The following is an 18,553-nucleotide window of genomic DNA, read 5'->3' as shown; positions in this document are numbered from 1 at the left end:
GACGACCTGGGCGGGCGCTGAGAACGTGTGGATGCGGGCGATGGACGCCCACGGAAAAGGGGAATCCACATGTCACGGAAAAGGCGTGCCGCGGTCGCCGGAATGGCCGTTCTCTGCGCGGCCGGCGCGGTCGGCACCGGCAGCGCGATGGCGCAGGACAAGGGGCCGGTCCCGAAGGAGGCCCACGTCACCGGGGACGCGTGGCTGAACTACCCGGGCGACTCCGAGTACCCGTACCGGCGGTTCATCGTCGACGCGCACGGCGGCCCGTGGAAGTTCGTCAACGGGAAGATGATCATGGGTGCGGCGCGCGGCACGGTGAAGTTCGACCACTACGCGCCGGACGTGCCCGGTGGACCGTCGAAGCACCACTGGGGCTGGATCAAGGTCGACTACGTGATGGCGACCGGGCCGGTCGCGGTCGTGTCCGGAATCCGGCAGGACGACGAGCACGGCATTCCACCGAACCAGAAGCGCGCGAACCTGACGTTCTACCAGTCGCCGCGCGGCCACAAGTTCGACCGGATGGGCTTCTCGTGGGGCGTCGTCTATCCGCAGTGCCAGCAGATGGGTGTCGGGCCGGCGCCGTTCAGCACCAACAGTTCCGGTCCTTTCGGGAAATGGCTGAAGGGGTACACGGTGAAGGACGCGCCCCTGAAGCTCCCGACCGGCGACTTCCAGCCGCCGGACAACCCCGCCGACTGCTCGTTCGCCGACAGCTAGCCCACCCGCCAACGCGACGGAAGCCGTTTACTCCGCGCCTCGACGACGACCAGTCGGGGGCCGAGGCGCGGAGGGCGAACGGCCTGGACAACCTCCACCCGTCCGGCGTCCGGCGCCACACCGCTCCGCACCACGCGATCGTGGTCGAGACGCCGGAAAACACCGTTTCGCAAGCCGACCGCCGCCAGCCGCCGCCGGGCGCGGCTGGGCCCCGCTGGGCGCGGCCGGGCGCGGCCAGGCGCGGCCGGGCGCCGCTATCGGTTCCTGAGCCGCCGTCCGCAGCGGGCCAGCAGCACCAGCAGCAGGACGGGCGCGACGAGCGCGGCGGCGCGCAGGGTGGTGAGGTCGGCGAGCGCCCCGAGCACGAGCGGGGCGACGCCGATCGCCACCCCGGACGCGAGCGCGCACCGCGCCGCGGCCCGCGCCGGCTCGGACGGCCGCGCGGCGAGGGCCTGGCCGAGGATCACCGGATACAGCAACGCCACCCCGAGCCCGGTCACCACGAGCCCGGCGACGGCGACCGGCGCGGGCGACGCCCACAGCACCGCGAACCCGCCGAGGCCGACGGCCGCCGCGAGGGCGAGCAGCCGGTCCGGCCGTCCTCCGCGCCGCACGACCGGCCCCGCGGCGGCCCGTCCGGCGGCCATCCCGAGGACGAACCCCGCCGACAACGTGGCCGCGCTCCCCGCCCCCAGCCCCTTGACGCTCCCGAGGAAGTCCGCCGCCCAGAAGACCATGCAGAACTCCACCCCCACCGCGAGCACAAGATCGACCCACCGTCCCCAGAACCCAACCCCGCCCCGCCCACGGCGAACGGACCGACCCCCTTCTCCGCCAGCACCCTCCCCACCAGAAGCCTCAGCGCCTACACCAAGGCAGGAAACCCGCCCACCACCCGCCGCCGACTCCTCCCCAAACAAATCCCGATCGGCCGTCCCCGTGTCGGAAGGCTCAGCACCTGCCGCGCCAACACAGGAAGCCCGGACACCGGCCGCAGCACCCGCCGCTGACTCCTCACCGGACGATGCCCGCTCGACAGAAGCACCCAAAGGCTCAGCACCTGCCGCGCCGAGGCAGGAAGGCCCCACACCGGACACAGCGCCCGATGCTGACTCCTCACCGGCCGATTCCCGAGCGGCAGAAACGCCAGAAGGCTCGATACCTGCGGCCCCAAGGCAGGAAGGCCCCACACCAGCAGCATCACCCGCCGCCGACTCCTCGTCGAACGACCCGCGATCGACAGAGGCGCCAGAAGGCTCAGTACCTGCCGCGCCGAGGCGGGTAGGCCTGGCTTCGGTTGCGGCGCCTGCCGTTGGCTCGTTCCCGGGCGACTCGTAGTCCGTTGGCGCAGCGTTGAGGGGCTTGGTGCTGGACGGGTCGGTGGGCGCGGGGGTGGCGTGGGACGGTGCGGGCTCGGTGGGGGCGTTGATCGGGGGGCGGGGTGGACGGGTGAGGAGAAGGAGGATGGCGGCGGCCAGGAGGGGCGGGGCGGCGAAGGCGGGGCGCCAGCCGAGGCCGTGGGCCAGGGCGGCGCCGATGAGGATCGGGGACAGGACGGACGCGGCGCTGGAAACGGCGTTGGCCTCGCCGATTTGGACCGTTCCATCGCCGTGCTGGGCGGCGCGCAGGGCCGCCGGGATCGCGTACCGCCCGAGCCGTGCGGCCAGGCGGTGTCCGACCAGCCCGACGATCACCAGACCGAGGGCGAAGGCGGACGGGTAGAGGGCGGCCTCGGCGCGGGGCAGGCCGCGCTCCTCCCGCAACTGGGGCAGGATCGCACCGAGCCCGGTGAGCAGGTAGCCGAGGCACCCGAAGGCGGCGTACAGCCCGAGTGTCTCCGCTGTCCGCCCGGTGGCCGGGCCCGTGTCGGCGGGCTTCATCGCGCCTCCCTATTAAACTCGTAGGACGAGGATAAGTCGAGCACGCCAGGATGTCACCCATGGAGCCGATGACCGCGCACTCCGCGCGCGCCCTGCGCAGCCAGGGAGCGCTGGCGATGCTCCGCCACGCCCACGCTCACCCGTCGGTCAAGCGCGCGGACGCGGCGCGGGCGCTGGGGCTGAGCAGCGGCTCCGCGACCGAGATCACGAGCCGGTTGAAGGCGGCCCGGCTGCTCGACGAGGAGGCCTCCGCCCTGACCGGCGGGCGAGGCCGCCCCTCCCCCGCGCTCGTGCCCCACCGCGACGGCCCGCTGGTGTGCGTCGTGGACATCAGCCACGAGCGGTGGCAGGCGGCCTGCGTCGAACTGGGCGGCCGCGTCGTCGCGCAGGAGGCCGGCGGCCACTCCGGCACCCCGGACGTCCTCGAGACGCTCGGCCACCACGTGGCGGCCATGCACGCCCGCTACGGCCACCGCCTCCGTGCGGTGTCCGCCTGCGTCGCGGGCACGGTCAGCGCGACCACGGTCGTCCAGGCGTCGGGCATGGGCTGGCGCGGCGTGGACCTAGAACCGCTCCGGCCGCCCGGAATTCCCCTGCTCGTCGGCAACGACGCCTCGCTCGCCGGGCTGGCGGAGGCCAGACGCGGCGCGGGCGCGGGGGCGCGGGTGGTCCTGCACCTCACGGTCGAGGTAGGGATCGGCGGCATCCTCGTCGTGGACGGACGGCCGGTGGACGGCGCCACCGGCGCTGGCGGCGAGTTCGGCCACATGCCGTTCGGGGACCCCTCGCTCCAATGCCCCTGCGGCGCCCGCGGTTGCTGGGACCTGGAGGTCGACGGCCGCGCCATGGCCCGCGCCCTCGGCCGCCCCGCCCCCCGCGACCCGCGCACGGCCGCCGGGCACGTGATCGCCGCCGCGTCGTCCGACCCCGCGGCCCGCTCGGCCGTCGGCGCCGCCGCGCACGCGCTGGGACGGGGCATCGGCGCCCTCGCCAACGCCCTCGATCCCGGCGTGGTCACGCTCTCCGGCCTGGCCACCGATCTGGCCGCGACGGCGCCCGCGGCCCTGGAGACCGGCTACACCGCGGCCCTGATGCGCTACCGCCGCACGGCGCCGCCGCCCATCCTGCCCTCGACGCTCGGCCCGCAGGGCCCCCTCACCGGAGCCGCGGACGCCGCCTTCGACCTCCTCCTCACCGAGGAAGGCCTGGCCGCCTGGTCCCGAACGTGAGTCCGAGCGCCAGGCCACGCCCCCAGCGCGGCACCCCGTCACCAGGGACGCTGCTGGATCGCGGATGCCACGTTCGGCCCCTCCTCGCGGAGGAGCACCAGGTCGCCAGATCCCGCACCTGAGCCGAGCGCGCGGTTCGTGGCCACGCAACGCCGCGCGGCGCTTGGCTGCCCGCGCGGCGCTCGGGCAGCCAACGCCGCTAGGAGCCGCGCGACGGGCTGCGCTCGGGAACCTCACGCAAAGAAGCACCAAGGCGCACGCTCCCCGTACCTGGGGGCGGGCGGCCAGGAACTAGCCGCGCAGCGGCGCGCGGCGCGCGGGTGACCCAAGGCGGCTCGGAGTCGCGGACGGATGCGCCCGGGGCTTTACGCAGAGGCGGACCAGAGTGTGTGGGCCCTGCACCCGAGGCTGGGCGGCCAGGAACTAGCCGCGCAGCGGCGCTCGGGGGGCCACGGGCTTGGGGGGTGCGGCGGTTGCGTTCGGGCCAGCGCGTATGGGGTCCGCATCTGGGGGCGGGAACGGGGGTGGTGGTTAGGCGGGGCGCCATTCGGGGATGGCGCCTGGTTCGTGGAGGCAGTGGTCGGGGGCGGCTTCCAGGGCCTTCTCCTCGCCGCCGGGGGTGTAGGTGACGATCAGGCGCAGGGGGCGCCAGGTCATGTTGTAGGTGGAGTGCCAGACGCCCTTGGGGATGTGGACGGCGTCGCCTTCGCGGATCAGGAAGGGCTCGCCGTCGTCGACCATCTGCGCGGCCTCGCCGGAGATGACGTAGATGACCTCCTCGGCGTTCGGATGGTGGTGGCGGGCGTGGCCCTTGCCGGGGTTGACGATCACCTCGCCCAGGGTGCTGCCCGCCCCGGGCACCGCGGACGGGGTGACGAACCACTTGATCGACCCCCAGTCGAAGGTCGCGGTCGCCACGTCACCGGGGTTCCTCAGCATCAGATCTCCAGGTTCTTGAAGGCCGCGACCTGCGCGGTGACGGCCTTCTCGGTCGGGAGCCGCTCGACGGAGGAGGCGCCGAAGAAGCCGACGACGCCCTCCGTCCGGGACAGGACGTAGGCGGCGTCGTCCGGTTCGGCGATGGGGCCGCCGTGGCACAGCACGAGGACGTCGGGACGGACGGCGGCCGCGGCGTCCCGCATGGCCTGGACGCGCTCGACCGCCTCGTCCAGCGTCAGGGACGTCCCGGCGCCGATGCTGCCCTTGGTGGTGAGGCCGACGTGGGGGACGAGCACGTCGGCGCCGGCCTCGGTCATCGCCCGCGCCTGGTCCTCGTCGAAGACGTAGGGGGCGGTGACCAGGCCGCGCTCGTGGGCGAGCCGCACCATCTCGATCTCCAGGTCGTAGCCCATGCCGGTCTCTTCGAGGTTCTGCCGGAAGACGCCGTCGTAGAGCCCGACCGTCGGGAAGTTCTGCACGCCCGCGAAGCCCATGGCCTTGAGCTGGTCGAGGAAGACGGGCATCACCCGGAACGGGTCGGTGCCGCACACTCCGGCCAGGACGGGCGTGTCCCGGACGACGGGCAGCACCTCCGACGCCATCTCCACCACGATCTGGTTGGCGTCCCCGTACGGGAGCAGGCCGGCCAGCGACCCGCGTCCGGCCATCCGGTAGCGGCCCGAGTTGTAGATGATGATCAGGTCGACGCCGCCCGCCTCGGCGCACTTGGCGGACAGCCCGGTGCCCGCGCCCGCGCCGATGACGGGCCTGCCCTCCTCGACGGTGTTCCGCAGCCGGAACAGGACGGTCTCGCGGTTCACTGCGCGCCCTCCGAGATCAGCCGGTGCAGCCGGTCGGCCATCGCCCGGCCGAACTCCGGGTCGTTGATGTGCATGTCGAGCATCTCCGCCCCCGCGACGTCCTCCAGCGCCATGAAGCAGGCCACGTCGGCCACCGGATCGTGGAACGGCATGCCGGGCGCGTCGAGCGCCGACACGCCCTTGAGCGGGACGAACAGCGCGGTCGGCCCGGTGGCCGCGGCCAGCTTGGCCGCCATCCGGCGGCCCAGCTCGCCCATCTCCTCGGCCGTCGTCCGCATGAGCGTCACGGTGGGGTTGTGGACGTACAGCATCCGCTGCCCGAACCGCTCGGGGACGGTGCCGCGCGGCCCGAAGTTGACCATGTCGAGGGCGCCGGGCGCCACGACCTGCGGGACGCCGTGCCGTCCCGCGGCGGTGAGGCGGTCGGGTCCCGCCGACAGGACGCCGCCCACGAGGTCGTCCGCCAGCTCGGTGGTGGTCAGGTCGAGCACCCCGGCCAGCAGGCCGCTCTCCACGAGCCCTTCGAGCGCCCGTCCTCCGGCGCCCGTCGCGTGGAAGACGAGCACCTCGTAGCCGAGTTCGTCCAGGCGCTCCCGGGCGGCGTCCACCGCCGGGGTCGTGACCCCGAACATGGACGCCGCGACGAGGGGCCGCTCGTCCGGGGCGGGCTCCGGGACGGCGTGCGCCTTCGCCATCCCGGCCGCCGCCGCGGCGGCGTTCCCGAGGATCAGGCGCGACAGCCGGTTCAGGCCCGCGATGTCGACGACGCTGTAGGTGAGCGTGACGTCCTTGGCGCCCACGTAGGGCGAGACGTCCCCCGACGCCATCGTCGACACGATCAGCTTGGGCAGTCCGATGGGCAGGTCCCGGACGGCCCGCGCGGCGATCGACGATCCGCCGCTCCCGCCGACGGCGAGCACGGCGTCCACCCGGTCCAGCGCGGCGAGGACGACCGCCGCGCCCTCCCCCATCGCCGTGACGGCCGCGCCCCGGTCGCCGGCGTCCCGCAGGGCCTGGAGCGAGGCGCCCCCGGCCTCCGCGACCTCCTCGGCGGTGACGTCGGCCGTCACCTCCGACGGCCCGACCCCCGCGTCCACGAGGACGGTGTCGCAGCCCAGCTCACGCACCCGCTCGCGGAGCCACGCGTACTCCGCGCCCTTGGTGTCGAGCGTCCCCACCAGTACCACGGTCGCCATCGCGTCCCCTCCGTTCCCCCGATACCGATTCCCCCGACGATCACTTCGCAAGCCTGTCCCCCTGGTGAGCGCCACCCTTCTTGGAACGGGACAATCTGGGCATGCCCCAGCCCTCTCTCGCCGGAGTCCTGCGTAGCACCGTCGCGACCGTGCTCACGCTCCTGGCGGCCGTCGTCTTCGTGGCGCTCGCCGTGGTCCTGATGGTCACGCAGGTCCCGGACGGCACCCGGGACCTGGACGCCTACCGGGCCGCGCCGCGCTGCCCGTCCGCGCCGGCCCGGCCCGCCGAGTGCCGCTGGACGCGGGAGTTCACCGTGGCCGGCGTCCGGCTGACGTCCAGGCGGGGCAGGCTCGACACCGTCACCCTGACCGGCACGGACGGCCACCGGTGGGAGACGGCCTACACCGACCGGGGCCCGGTCATCGGCGATCTCGGCAGGGGCGACCGGGTCACCGGCACCGTCTGGCGCGGGCGGCTGACCGAGATCGCGGCGCGCGGCGAGTCGCAGGACACCGACGCCGCCCCGGCCGACCTGCGCGCCCGGTCCCTCATCGCCGGGCTGATCATGATTCCGCCCGGCCTCCTGGTCACGGCGGCGTGCGTCTGGAGGCTGGGACGGCGCGCCGGCCCGAGCCGGGGCATGGTCGCCACCCTCGGCCTGGCCGTCGGCGTGTTCTTCGCCGGCCTGTTCTCCCCGCTCGCCGCGAACGCCGTCGGCGAGGACTTCTGGGCCACGGCGGCCGTCTGGCTGCCCGCGGCCGTCCTCCTGGCCGTCGGGGCCCGCGTCTACACGACCCGGGGGAACGGCCTCGCCAGGTGACGGTCAGGCGGGGACGGACGCCTCGGTGACGGAGCCGTCCTCCAGGGTCAGGACGCGGTCGGCCTCGGCGAGGAGGGTCTCGTCGTGGGTCGCCACCAGGACGGTCACGCCCTCGCTGGAGACGACCGCGCGGAACAGCGGCATGATGGCGGCGGCGGTCTCGGAGTCGAGCTGGCCCGTGGGCTCGTCGGCCAGGAGCAGGCGGGGCCGGTTGGCGAGGGCGCGGGCGATCGCCACGCGCTGGCGCTGGCCGCCGGACAGCTCGTAGGGGCGCTGCAGCGCGTGGTCGGCCAGGCCGACGAGGCCCAGCAGGACGCGGACCCGCTCGTCGCGCTCGGCGGGCGGCGTGCGGACGAGGCGCAGCGGGACCTCGACGTTCTCGGCGGCCGACAGGACGGGGATGAGTCCGTGCGACTGGAACACGTAGCCGATGTCGTCGCGGCGCAGGGCGAGCAGCTCGTCCTCGGAGAGCGCGCCGACGTCGCGGCCGTCGACGCGGACGGTGCCGCCGTCCGGGCTGTCCAGGCCGCCGATCAGGTTGAGGAGGGTCGTCTTGCCGGAGCCCGAGCGGCCCCGGACGGCGACGATCTCGCCGGGCGCGATGGTGAAGGACGCCCCGCGCAGGGCCGGGACCTCGATCCTGCCCGTCCGGAAGGTGCGGACCAGCCCCTCCACGGCCACCATCGGCGCGGTCATCGGTTCTCCTCCCGGTCGGGCCACACGCCGACATGGTCGCTCTCCAGCGCGAGGCGGACGCGGTCGCGCAGGTCCAGGGCCTCGGTGAAGCCCTTGGGCAGCTGGACGCGGCCGACGCGGTCGAGGAGGGCGTACTCCTCGACGACGCGGGTCCCGTCGTCCTCGGAGCGGCGGCGGACCTCGACGCTGGTGCGGCCGTCGCGGATGCCGACGGTCCGGTCGACGCGCTCGGACACCTGCGTGTCGTGGGTGACGACGACGGTGGTGGTGCCGAGCTCCTCGTTGACGCGGCGCAGGGCGGCGAACACCCCGGCGGCGGTGGCGGTGTCGAGCTCGCCGGTCGGCTCGTCGGCCAGCACGACCTGGGGTTCGTTGGCGACGGCCACGGCGATCGCGATGCGCTGCTGCTGGCCACCGGACAGCTCCGCCGGGCGGCGGCCCGCGCAGTCGCCGACGTCCAGCATGCCGAGCAGCTCGGCGGCGCGGGTGGCGCGCTCGCGGCGCGACCGCCCGGCGAACCTCATGGGCAGCTCGACGTTCTGCGCGGCGGTCAGGTACGGCAGGAGGTTGCGGGACGTCTGCTGCCAGACGAACCCGACCTTCTCGCGCCGGAACTCCAGCCGCTCCTTGGACGCCATGGTGAGCAGGTCCGACCCGGCGACGCGGGCGACGCCGGCGGTCGGCACGTCCAGGCCGGACAGGATGTTCAGCAGCGTCGACTTCCCCGACCCGGAGGCGCCGACGATGGCGACGAGCTCGCCGGGGTCGATCAGCAGGTCGAGGCCCTGGAGGGCGACGACCTCGACGCCGTCGGTCTTGTAGATGCGCACCAGGTTGTCGCAGACGATGTGGGCGCCCTCGCCGTAGACGGGGCCGCGTTCGGCGGCCCGTCGCTCCAGTTCGGCGAGATCGGTCGTGTCGGTCATCACTCCCCCGTTCTCAGAGCGTCGGCGGGGTCGGCGTCGAAGGCGCGGTCGACCGCGATGGCGGCGGCGGCCGCCAGCAGCAGCGCGGCGAGCAGGCCGAGCAGCGCCGGAAGTCCCGGGACGTGCGCGGTGACGGCGAAGCCGCCGGTGTAGGGGCGCAGGTCCACGGCCGGTCCGGTGATCTCCGGCAGCAGGAGGCCGAGGACCCACCCGGCGCCGACCGCGCACAGCAGGACGGGCGCGACCTCCACGAGCGCGAGGCGGCGGCTCTGCCGGCGGCTCAGCCCGAGGGCGCGCAGGTGCGCGATCGTCCGGCCGCGGGCGCGGGCGCCCACGACGAGCATCAGCAGGACGGCGAGCAGCCCGTACGCGCCGCCCGCGAGGGCGCCGTTCCGGAAGGTCTCGTGGACGACCGACACCAGCGGCAGCCCCGTCATCTCCCGCAGCACCCGCTGCCGCAGCACGATGTCGTCCCCCGGGGCCGCGGCGCGCAGCGCCTTGACGTCGATGTGGCCGCCCGCGAGGAAGACGTGGGACGGGAAACCCGTCGCACCGGCGACCGTCCGGTAAGGGACGATCACGAAGGCGCTGTTCTTCTCCTGACCGGGGAAGCGCGCGATCTGGCCGGACGGCTTGACGGTCACCGGGTCCATGCCCGCGCGGCCGAGCGTCACGGTGCCGGAGCCCAGGGTGCGGGCGGCCAGGGGCGACACCAGCGCGCCCGAGGTGTCCGGGATGCCGGGCACTTCGGGCGCCAGCCTCCGGTAGGCGTCGAGGTCCACGCCGACCACGGTCACCGGCGCCGGGTCGGTGGCGGACGAGGCCCGCGCGATGACCCGGACCCGGACGGCGCCGGTGACGCCGGGCACCGCGCGGATGCGGCGGAGCCCGGCCTCGTCCAGCGCCCCCGCCTCGACCCGCGCCTCGGCGCCGGTCTCGGCCCAGGAGGCGCGCTCCTGCCCGATCCGCAGCGCGGTGTCCACGGTGGAGGTGAAGCCGGCGATGGTCGCGGCGAGCAGCAGGACGGCCAGCGGCAGCGCGCCGACGAGGTTCTGCCGGGCCGCGCGGGCGAGGCCGATGAACGCGACGGCCCCGGTCCGCCGCCGCAGCAGCGGCCCGGCCGCGCGCAGCAGGTACGGGTAGGCGCGCAGGACGAGCACGCCGAGCGCCGCGCCGAGCAGGGCGGGGACGGCGGCGACGAGCGGGTCGGTGCCGGCGGACGGGCCGCGCTCGCGCAGCAGCACGACGCCGATCACCGCGAGCACCACCAGCAAGCCGTCCATGACGAGCCGCCGCCGGGAGGGCCGCGCCGCGACGAGGTCGTCGCGGCGTTCGGCGACCGAGCCGAGCCCGCCGCCGCGCTCCCGCAGGACCATGGTCGCCGAGACCCCGAGCACGGCCAGGACGAGCAGCCCGATCGCGTACAGCGAGGCGGCCTGCGGCGGGCCGGCGTCCAGCAGCCGTCCCGCCGCGTAGCCGAGCAGGGCGGACGGGACGGCGGCGAGCGCGGTCAGCCCGCAGGCGGGCGCGGCGAGCTGGCGCAGCGACGCGCCGCGGGCCCGCATCACGCCGAGGAGCGGGCGGAGCCGCTCGCCGAACAGCCCGGCGGCGAGCAGCAGCAGCCCGGCGGCCACGGCGACGAGGCCGCCGAAGGCGAGGCCGAGGACGGACTGGGCGGTGTGGAGCCGTTCGATGAACTCCTTCAGCCGGTTGTCCAGGGCGGTGGAGACCTCGCAGGGGAAGAGGTCGGCGCGCCCTTCGACGGCGGAGCGGAAGGCGTCGAGGTCGCGGACCATGACGCGGGTCTGCTCGGCGCTGACGGCGCCGGTGCGGACCGGGAACCGCCAGTCGTAGAGCAGCTTCAGATGCGGGTCGCGCGTGAGGCGCGAGTACGCGGTGGCATCGATCAGCGCCGTGCCCGCGTCGGCCTCGATGGTGCTGTTGGGGAGGTACTCGACGGTCGGGTGCAGGATCCGGGCGCGCGGCCGCCAGAACTGGTCGGCGGCGTTCAACGGTGCGTACAGGCCGCTGATGCGGACGCCCCTGCCGCCGAGGTCGATCCGGTCGCCGGCCTTGTAACCGAGCTGGTCGGCGTACCTCTTGGCGACCAGCACGTCGATGTCGCCGCTCGTCTGCCCCGGCTTGTTGAAGGGGTAGCGGCCGGAGACGAGGCGGACGCGCCGCCAGGCGCCCGGCTCCCAGCCGAGGTAGAGGATCCTCGGGCGGCGGAAGTCCCCCTCGACGCGGTCGCCCGGGGAGGTGACCGACGACTCGGGCTCGCCGACGACCCCGGCCAGGGAGCGGGGCAGCCGGTCCCGCCAGGCGAGGGCGTGGGAGTTCAGGGCCGCGTCGCCGGGAACGGCCGCGAAGGCGGCGGAGCCTCCGGCCTCCCCCTTCACGTGGATGTCGGCGTCGGCGCCGACGGCGGCGGCCGCGGCGCGGTCGTACCCGGCGGTCGTCCGGGACGGGACGGCGACGGCGAGCAGCGCCGACACCAGCATCAGCACGGCCAGCGCGGTGAGCGGCGCCCACTGCGCGCGGGCGAGCCGCGTCCCGGCACTCCTCATCGGTCCTCCCCCACGCGCAGGCCGGCGCCGAGGTTCCGGCGCCGCAGCGTCCGGATGACCGGCGCGAGCACGAGCCCGAGCACCGCCGCCACCCCGCCGAGGACGGCCAGCACCACGGGCCACTGGACGACCAGGTGCGCGGGCGGGTACGGCTCGGCGGCCTGCACGCTCAGCACGACGTGCGGGACGACGAGCCGCGCCACGACCAGGCCGAGGACCGTCCCGCCGAGGAGGCCGAGCCCGACCAGGTAGGCCTGCTCGGTCGCGAGCATCCCGGCGACCTGGCGGGGCGGGACGCCGAGCGCCCGCAGCACCGCGAACTCCCGGTACCGCTCGCCCGCGGTCACCGCCGCGTTCACCACGAACGCGATGACGGCGAACGCCAGCGCCGCGGCGAAGCCGAGCACGAGGGCGCCCTGGAGCGCCGCGCCCAGCGGGGCGTCGCGGAGCCGGGCGCGGGTCTCGACGCGGTCGGCCGCGACCTCGCCCCAGGCGGGATGGCGGGCCAGTTCCCGGACGGCGGGGGCGGTGCGGCCGCCGCGCGCCGACGCCCACCATTCCCGCGGCGTGATGGTCTCGCCGCCCGAACCGTCCACGGCGAGCCGCGACTGGGTGAGGGTGGGCAGGTCGACCAGGACGCCCGGCCTGCCGGGCGGCACGCTCGGCAGCGCGGGCGCGATGCCGGCGACCTTGACGGGCTGGTCGCCGTCGATGGTGTTCACGGTGACGGTGCCGCCGACGCCGACCTTGGCGCGGCTCGCCATCTCCTTGGTGATGACGCCCGGCACGACCGGCAGCAGGTCGGTGTTCTTGGTGTCGTGCGAGGGCGGGGTGGACGTGCCGAGCATCGCGTGGACGGCGGTACCGGTCGCGTAGCCGTAGAAGCCCTGGCGGTCGAGGGTGGGCGACGAGGGGATCGTGAGGGTCGCCAGTGCGTCCTCGCCCTCCTCGGCGGTCGTCCTGATCGGATGCTCCAGGTCCTGCGGTCCGGCGAACGCGTCCCAGCGGGCCCCCGCGGGCCGCGTGGCCTGGCCGGTGCCCTCGCCGGCGATGCTCCGCAGCTCCAGGTCGAGCCTGCCCGAGATCTTGTTGTCGTCGTAGTTGAAGTGGACGCCGCGGACCGCCAGCGGGAAGGAGGGCACGCCGTCCTTCCCCGCGAGCCGGGCGGTGTCGAGGGCGATGGTGTGCTCGTCGCCGTCCGCGTCGATGCCGGGCAGGGTCACCTGCCGGGTGAGCCCGTCGGCGTCGACGATGCTCACCACGAACTTGTAGCCCTCGCCGAGCGGCGGCACGTAGTCGGGGGGCACTTCGGGCTCCGGACCGGAGCGGCTGAGGCGCAGGTCGAACAGCAGCCGCTTCGGCGTGCCGGGCACGGTCAGCGCCGGGGCGGCGGGACGCGCCCGCGCCAGCTCGTCCAACCGCAGGTCGTTCCGCAGGCCGGGGCCGACGCGCAGGAGCGGGCCGAGTCTCCTCGCGTCGACGCCGAGCAGGGTCGCGGGTTCGGTGCCGAGGTCGGCGTCCATGCGCAGGACCCCGCTCGCGGCCGAGACGCCCGGCAGCGCCGCGAACCGCCCGGCCTGCCCGAGCGGCTCCGGGCCGCCCTCCCGGGCCGAGGCGGCCAGCCGCAGGTCGGCGCCGCTCTGGAAGTCGGCCTGGTCGGTCTGCGACCGCCGCCAGGTCGCCATCGTCGTGACCGACAGGATCCCGACGGCCATCGCCATCACCAGCAGCAGGACGGGCCCGGTGTAGCGGAGCTGGCGCCGCCCGACCTGCCGGGTGCCGAGGACGGCCACGAGGCCGCGCCCGCGGGTCGCGATCCGCTCGGCCACGCGGGTGACGGCGGGCACGAGGCGGAGCAGGAGAACCCCGCCGGCGAGCAGGGCCAGAGCCGGGCCGGACACGATGAACGGGTCGATGCCGCCCGTGCCGCCGCCGGGGGCGCCGCCGCCCGCGCCGTCCGCCCCGTACCGGGTGAGCTGCCAGATCGCGAGCCCGGCGACGAGCAGCAGCGCGAGGTCGGTGCCCGAGCCGCGCAGGCCGCCGCGGCCCTGCCGCCCGATGCCGGCCTGGGCCTCCACGAAGGTCCGGTTCGCGCCCCGCAGCGTCGGGACCGTCAGGACGACGGCGCAGGCCAGCGCCGTCAGCACCGAGACGGTCCACAGCGGCAGGAGCGGCCCGGCGTCCAGCCGCAGCCCCGAGTCCCGGACCGCGGGCGCGTGCCCGGCCAGGCGCAGCAGCGGGCCGGCCAGCAGCGGGCCGAGCACCGCGGCGGGCAGCACGATCAGCAGGCCCTCGGCGAGGCCGAGCCGGGCGAGCTGGCGCATGCCGAGGCCGCGGGTGCGCAGCAGCGCGACCTCGCCGCGCCGGTGGTCGGCGAGCAGCCGCGCGACCAGCAGCCATGCGCAGCCCGCCAGCAGGACGAGCTGGATCACCGGGATGAGCATCGTGGACCGCGCGACCTGGAGCGCGGTGCGCAGCTGCGCGGTCAGGTCGGGCAGGTCGGTCGCGACGCTGAACTGCGCACCGTCGCCGGCCTTCTCGAAGGTGTCGCCGCCGGCGGCCACCCGGTCGCCGAGGGCGCCGAGCTCGCCCGGCTCGACGCCGCGCAGGTCCGGCATGACGGTGAAGCGCGCCTCGGATCCCGTGCCGGTGAACCGGGCGGCGAAGACCTCGGGCCGCACCACGAAGGGCCCGTGGCTCGTGTAGGTGAGCCTTTCGACGCCGGTCGTGATGAGCTTGTCGTCCTGCCAGAAGTAGTCCTGCGGGTCGGGGACGTCGAACAGCCCGACGACGCGGACCTTCACGACCGACTTCTTGTCGACGCGGCCGTGCAGCGTGAGGACGTCGTCCACGCCGGCGCGCATCGCGCGGGCGGCGGCGCCGGGCAGGGCCGCCTCGACCTCCCCGGAGCCCGTGCCCGAGGCCGCGCCGGGCCAGCGTCCCTCGGTGAGCCGCGCGTGCTTCTCGATGCCGGTGTAGGTCTCGAACGCCGTCAGGTCGGGGTGTTCGCTCTTCTCCTGGCCGGGCAGCGTGAAGGAGTCGCTGCGGACGCTCATCGAGACCGCCAGCGGGACGTCCCGGTAGATCTGCTTCAGCGCCCGGTCGACCTGGCCCTGCACCGTGGGGAGGCCGTTCGCCGGGACGTGGGTGCCGAGCGTCGTCCCGACCGACTCGAACGTCGCGTCCGCCAGGGTGCGGCGCAGGCCCTCGCGGGTCACCGAGCCGGTGTAGCCGACCAGGGCCGCGAGGACGGTCGTGGCGAAGAGGGCGGTCGCGCAGGCGGCCAGCACCAGCGTCCGATCGCCGATGATCCGGCTGAGCACCAACCCCCGTCGTCCCACGAAGGGTGATGATCAACCCCTGTGGGAGGGGCCACAAGGGGTCGTGATGAATCCGCGACTATTCGCAACCTTCTTGCAATAGGGCGAATCACCCAGGCAAGCGCGTCCCCAGGAGGCCCTGCCGCCTCGCCCTGCCGGTCCGCCCGCGCCCTACCGGCCGGCCCATACGGACGCGCCCTCCGGAGGGACGGTCTCCGCACGGCGCAGGATCTCCGCCGGATCGAGGCCCGCCCCCGCGGCGAGCGCGTCCGGGCCGGCCGCGTCCCCGAGCCGCGCGGCGGCCCGGTCGATGTCGTCCTGCTCGACGGGGGCGGGCGGCACGCCGGCGGCCTCCCGGATCGCCGCCGCCTTCCCGAGGGCCTGCGCCGCGTCCCGGTGCCGCCCCGCCATGGCCAGCGCGCCGGCCAGCCCCTCCAGGGCGCCCGCCAGGTCGCGTGGCGCCTCCAACCTGATCGCGACGGCCAGCGCGTCCCGCTGGTACCGGACGGCGGACGCCGCGTCGCCCCGCGCCTCCGCCACGCGGCCCAGCCCGGTCTGGATCATCGGCAGGTACAGGGGCGGGAACTCCTCCGGCGACGCCGCCGCCAGCAGGGGCCGCATCCGGTCCTCGGCGTCCTCCAGCCGCCCCTCGCGTTCCGCCGCCAGCCCGAGGCCGATGTCGGCGAACATGGCCGCGGGCGCGAACCCCTGCTCCGCCGCGACCCGCCGTGCCCGCCCGAACAGCCGCCGCGCGGACGCCTGGTCGCGGCGCAGGTAGGCGATCCAGCCGCGCCACGCCATCCGCATGGCGACGTCCGGCCACAACCGCAGCTCCTCGGCGATGCGCTGCGCGTCGTGATGGAGCCGCTCGGCCCGGTCGTAGTCGCCGGTCAGCTCCGCCAGCCCGCCGAGCCACTCCACCGCCTGGAGCCGTCCCCAGCGGTCGCCGACCTCGTCGAACAGCACGGCGGCCCGTTCGGCGTCGCGCTCCAGCGCGGCGGGCTCGCCGCGCGCGTGGGCGTGCATGGCGCGCTGGACGAGCGCCGCCGCCTCGCCCCACCGGTCGCCGCACGCGCGGAACCCCGCGAGCGCCTCCTCCAGCCGCGCGGCGCCCTCGCCGGTGTCGTCCAGCTCGGCCCGGGCGAACGTCAGGAACCAGCGCGCCCACGCCTTCAGGCGGTCGTCGCCGGTGGCGTCCACGAGCGCGAGGGCCTCGTCGCGGCGGGCCTTCCAGTCGCCTGGGGCGCCCTTGAGCACGGCCAGCCCCGCCCGCCACACCAGCGCGCGGGCCCGGACGTCCGGCGATCCGCCGTCCCGGGCGAGGGCCGCCTCCAGCGACCGCAGCGCCTCGGTCAGCCGCCCGCGCAGGAACCAGTACCAGGCGAGCGCGTTGACCAGCCGCAACGCCTCGTCCGCCGACCCGGCGGCGTCGAGCGCGGCCCGCAGGTTCGCCGACTCGACGTCCAGCCTCGCCAGCCAGCGCGCCTGGTCGGGCCCGGTGAGGCCGCCCGCCGCGCGCTCGGCCAGGGCCAGGTGGTGGGCGCTGTGCGCGGCCTCGGCGCGCCGCGTCTCCCCCGCCTCCGCCAGCCGCTCGGCCGCGTAGGCGGCGACCGACTCCAGCAGCCGGTACCGGGGGCCCTCGCCGGGACGCTCCGTCATCACGACCAGCGAGCGGTCGACCAGCCGCACCAGGACGTCGAGGACCTCCGCGTCCGGGACCTCCCCGCCCGCGCACACCGCCTCGGCCGAGTCGGCGGTGCAGCCGTCGGCGTGCACCGACAGCCGGCGCAGCACCGCGCGCTCCGGCCCGGTCAGCAGGTCCCAGCTCCAGTCGATCACCGCGGTGAGGGTGCGCTGCCGGGCCGGGGCGCCGCGGTGCCCGGACGACAGCAGCCGGAACCGGTCGTCGATCCGTTCGACGAGCCCCTCGACCCCGAGCGTCCGCACCCGGGTCGCGGCGAGTTCGAGGGCGAGCGGGATGCCGTCCAGCCTGCGGCACAGCTCCCCGACCGGGCCGGCCGTGTCCCCGTCCAGCCGGAAGCCCCGCGACGCCGCCCGCGCCCGCTCCGCGAACAGCCGGACCGCGCTCGACGCCGCCGGGTCGTCGCCGCGGCCCGGCACGTCCAGCGGCGGAACGGCCCACACGACCTCGCCCGGCAGGCCGAGCGGCTCCCGGCTCGTCGCCAGCACCCGCACCCCGGGCACCCCGCGCAGCAGCCGGTCCGCCAGCTCGGCGGCCTGCTCGACCACGTGCTCGCAGTTGTCCAGGACGAGCAGCAGCCGCCGGGCGCCGAGCGCCGCCGCCAGCCGGTCGAGCGCCGCCGCGGGCTCGCCGGGCGCGTCCCGGATGTCGAGGATCGCCGTCACGACCTCCGCGAGGTCGGGCACGGTCGAGCGCTCCAGGGCCGCCAGCTCCGCCATCCACACGCCGTCGCCGAACCTGTCCGCGAGGCCGGCCGCCGTCTCGATCGCCAGGCGCGTCTTGCCGACCCCGCCCGGGCCGGTCAGCGTGACCAGCCGGTCGGTGCCGATCCGGGCCCGGATCTCCCGGACGGCGCCGTCCCGCCCGATCAGCTCGGTCGGCGGGACGGGCAGGTTCGAACGCGGGCGCGGCGGCTCCGGGGCGGCGGGCCCGCCCAGGGCGGGGTCCTGCCGCAGGATGGCCCGCTGGAGCTCGGCCAGCTCGGAGCCCGGGTCCAGGCCCAGCTCGTCGGCGAGCAGCACCCGGTACCTCTCGAAGCACTCCAGCGCCTCGTTCTGCCGTCCGGCCCCGTAGAGGGCCCGCATGTGCGCGGCCCTCAGCCGCTCGCGCAGCGGGTGCTCCTCGACGGCGCCGCCGAGCTCGCCCGCCAGGGCGCCGTGCTCGCCGAGCGCCAGCCGCACCTCGGCGTGCTCCTCCAGCGCGGTCAGCCGCAGTTCCTCGAGCCTCGCCACCGCCGCGCGGGTGAACTCCTCGTCGCGGAAGTCGGCCAGCGCGGGGCCGCGCCACCGTCCGAGCGCCTCCGCCAGCAGCGCCGCCCTCTCCTTCGGCTCCGCCGCGCCGCGCGCCCGCTCGACCAGCGACTGGAAGGACCGGGCGTCGACCCGCTCGGGGGCGGCGGCCAGCAGGTACCCGGCCGGGCGCGACTCCACCAGGGCCCGCGCGCCCGGCTCGGCGTCCTCCAGGACGCGGCGCAACTGCGACACCTTCGCCGACAGCGCGCCCATCGGGTTCCCGGGCGGCGCGTCGCCCCACAGGTCGTCGACCAGCCGGTCGGCGGGGACCGGACGGCCCTCGTGCACGAGCAGGTCCGCCAGCAGCGCCCGCACCTTCAGCCCCGGCACGGGGACGAGCCCGCCGTCGTCGGTCCAGACCGCGAGCGGTCCGAGCAGCCCGAAACGCATCTTCCGACCCTAATGCGAACTCGTTCTCCGGCGCGTCCGGGCGGCCGCCGG

Annotated in this window: 12 protein-coding genes; 3 read left to right on the top strand and 9 right to left on the bottom strand. The window is 75.7% G+C overall.

All coding sequences use genetic code 11. The annotated features are described in order from the left end of the window. Positions 1–69: 69 nt before the first annotated feature. Entirely contained in the window at positions 70–723 is a 654-nt protein-coding gene (locus AB0C87_RS30635) for a hypothetical protein (protein ID WP_345173367.1), read from the top strand. Between the two features lie 254 nt (positions 724–977). Here AB0C87_RS30635 and AB0C87_RS30630 read toward each other — a convergent pair whose 3' ends face one another. Further along, the gene (locus tag AB0C87_RS30630; RefSeq protein ID WP_360580707.1) at positions 978–1,460 is read right to left on the bottom strand and encodes a hypothetical protein; all 483 of its coding nucleotides are present in this window, start codon (positions 1,458–1,460) and stop codon (positions 978–980) included. A gap of 1,202 nt (positions 1,461–2,662) precedes the next feature. On the opposite strand from AB0C87_RS30630, the gene AB0C87_RS30625 reads away from it, so the two are divergent. Beyond that, on the top strand, positions 2,663–3,832 hold the full coding sequence (locus AB0C87_RS30625; protein ID WP_353833115.1) for an ROK family protein: 1,170 nt from the start codon (positions 2,663–2,665) through the stop codon (positions 3,830–3,832). Between the two features lie 531 nt (positions 3,833–4,363). On the opposite strand, the gene AB0C87_RS30620 is transcribed toward AB0C87_RS30625, so the two are convergent. Genes AB0C87_RS30620 through AB0C87_RS30610 form a run of 3 tightly spaced genes read right to left on the bottom strand, consistent with a single transcriptional unit; the run spans position 4,364 to position 6,788 of the window. Further along, on the bottom strand, positions 4,364–4,771 hold the full coding sequence (locus AB0C87_RS30620) for a cupin domain-containing protein (RefSeq protein WP_179844124.1): 408 nt from the start codon (positions 4,769–4,771) through the stop codon (positions 4,364–4,366). Further along, the gene (locus AB0C87_RS30615) at positions 4,771–5,592 is read right to left on the bottom strand and encodes a phosphoenolpyruvate hydrolase family protein (protein ID WP_360580706.1); all 822 of its coding nucleotides are present in this window, start codon (positions 5,590–5,592) and stop codon (positions 4,771–4,773) included. Before AB0C87_RS30615 ends, AB0C87_RS30620 begins: the two co-directional genes overlap by 1 nt. Then, positions 5,589–6,788, bottom strand: a complete 1,200-nt coding sequence (locus AB0C87_RS30610) for a Tm-1-like ATP-binding domain-containing protein (RefSeq protein WP_360580704.1) — start codon at positions 6,786–6,788, stop codon at positions 5,589–5,591. The genes AB0C87_RS30615 and AB0C87_RS30610 overlap by 4 nt, the downstream gene beginning before the upstream one ends. Before the next feature lie 101 nt (positions 6,789–6,889). Between AB0C87_RS30610 and AB0C87_RS30605 the strand changes: the two genes are divergently transcribed. Beyond that, complete coding sequence (locus AB0C87_RS30605) at positions 6,890–7,609, top strand: hypothetical protein (RefSeq protein WP_360580702.1); 720 nt, start codon at positions 6,890–6,892, stop codon at positions 7,607–7,609. A gap of 3 nt (positions 7,610–7,612) precedes the next feature. Here AB0C87_RS30605 and AB0C87_RS30600 read toward each other — a convergent pair whose 3' ends face one another. From AB0C87_RS30600 to AB0C87_RS30580, 5 genes are all read right to left on the bottom strand, one after another. Next, on the bottom strand, positions 7,613–8,305 hold the full coding sequence (locus tag AB0C87_RS30600; RefSeq protein WP_345173357.1) for an ABC transporter ATP-binding protein: 693 nt from the start codon (positions 8,303–8,305) through the stop codon (positions 7,613–7,615). Further along, positions 8,302–9,231, bottom strand: coding sequence for an ABC transporter ATP-binding protein (locus tag AB0C87_RS30595; protein WP_345173355.1), 930 nt, complete (start codon positions 9,229–9,231; stop codon positions 8,302–8,304). Before AB0C87_RS30595 ends, AB0C87_RS30600 begins: the two co-directional genes overlap by 4 nt. After that, complete coding sequence (cas5, locus tag AB0C87_RS30590; RefSeq protein ID WP_360580699.1) at positions 9,231–11,798, bottom strand: CRISPR-associated protein Cas5; 2,568 nt, start codon at positions 11,796–11,798, stop codon at positions 9,231–9,233. The genes AB0C87_RS30595 and cas5 overlap by 1 nt, the downstream gene beginning before the upstream one ends. Continuing rightward, entirely contained in the window at positions 11,795–15,139 is a 3,345-nt protein-coding gene (locus tag AB0C87_RS30585; protein WP_360580697.1) for an FtsX-like permease family protein, read from the bottom strand. The genes cas5 and AB0C87_RS30585 overlap by 4 nt, the downstream gene beginning before the upstream one ends. Before the next feature lie 150 nt (positions 15,140–15,289). Continuing rightward, the gene (locus AB0C87_RS30580) at positions 15,290–18,502 is read right to left on the bottom strand and encodes a BTAD domain-containing putative transcriptional regulator (RefSeq protein ID WP_360580695.1); all 3,213 of its coding nucleotides are present in this window, start codon (positions 18,500–18,502) and stop codon (positions 15,290–15,292) included. Positions 18,503–18,553 lie beyond the last annotated feature (51 nt).

This window comes from Actinomadura sp. NPDC048021 (assembly GCF_040653135.1).
GTDB lineage: Bacteria > Actinomycetota > Actinomycetes > Streptosporangiales > Streptosporangiaceae > Spirillospora > Spirillospora verrucosospora.
The sequence above is the reverse complement of the archived record's forward strand: the minus strand, read 5'-3'. Positions and strand labels throughout refer to the sequence as shown.

Bases quoted from the DNA above. Each gene is read 5' to 3' on its own strand.
- AB0C87_RS30635 (WP_345173367.1), top strand. From the start codon at position 70: ATGTCACGGAAAAGGCGTGCCGCGGTCGCCGGAATGGCCGTTCTCTGC.
- AB0C87_RS30630 (WP_360580707.1), bottom strand. From the start codon at position 1,460: ATGGTCTTCTGGGCGGCGGACTTCCTCGGGAGCGTCAAGGGGCTGGGG.
- AB0C87_RS30625 (WP_353833115.1), top strand. From the start codon at position 2,663: ATGGAGCCGATGACCGCGCACTCCGCGCGCGCCCTGCGCAGCCAGGGA.
- AB0C87_RS30620 (WP_179844124.1), bottom strand. From the start codon at position 4,771: ATGCTGAGGAACCCCGGTGACGTGGCGACCGCGACCTTCGACTGGGGG.
- AB0C87_RS30610 (WP_360580704.1), bottom strand. From the start codon at position 6,788: ATGGCGACCGTGGTACTGGTGGGGACGCTCGACACCAAGGGCGCGGAG.
- AB0C87_RS30605 (WP_360580702.1), top strand. From the start codon at position 6,890: ATGCCCCAGCCCTCTCTCGCCGGAGTCCTGCGTAGCACCGTCGCGACC.
- AB0C87_RS30600 (WP_345173357.1), bottom strand. From the start codon at position 8,305: ATGACCGCGCCGATGGTGGCCGTGGAGGGGCTGGTCCGCACCTTCCGG.
- AB0C87_RS30595 (WP_345173355.1), bottom strand. From the start codon at position 9,231: ATGACCGACACGACCGATCTCGCCGAACTGGAGCGACGGGCCGCCGAA.
- cas5 (WP_360580699.1), bottom strand. From the start codon at position 11,798: ATGAGGAGTGCCGGGACGCGGCTCGCCCGCGCGCAGTGGGCGCCGCTC.
- AB0C87_RS30580 (WP_360580695.1), bottom strand. From the start codon at position 18,502: ATGCGTTTCGGGCTGCTCGGACCGCTCGCGGTCTGGACCGACGACGGC.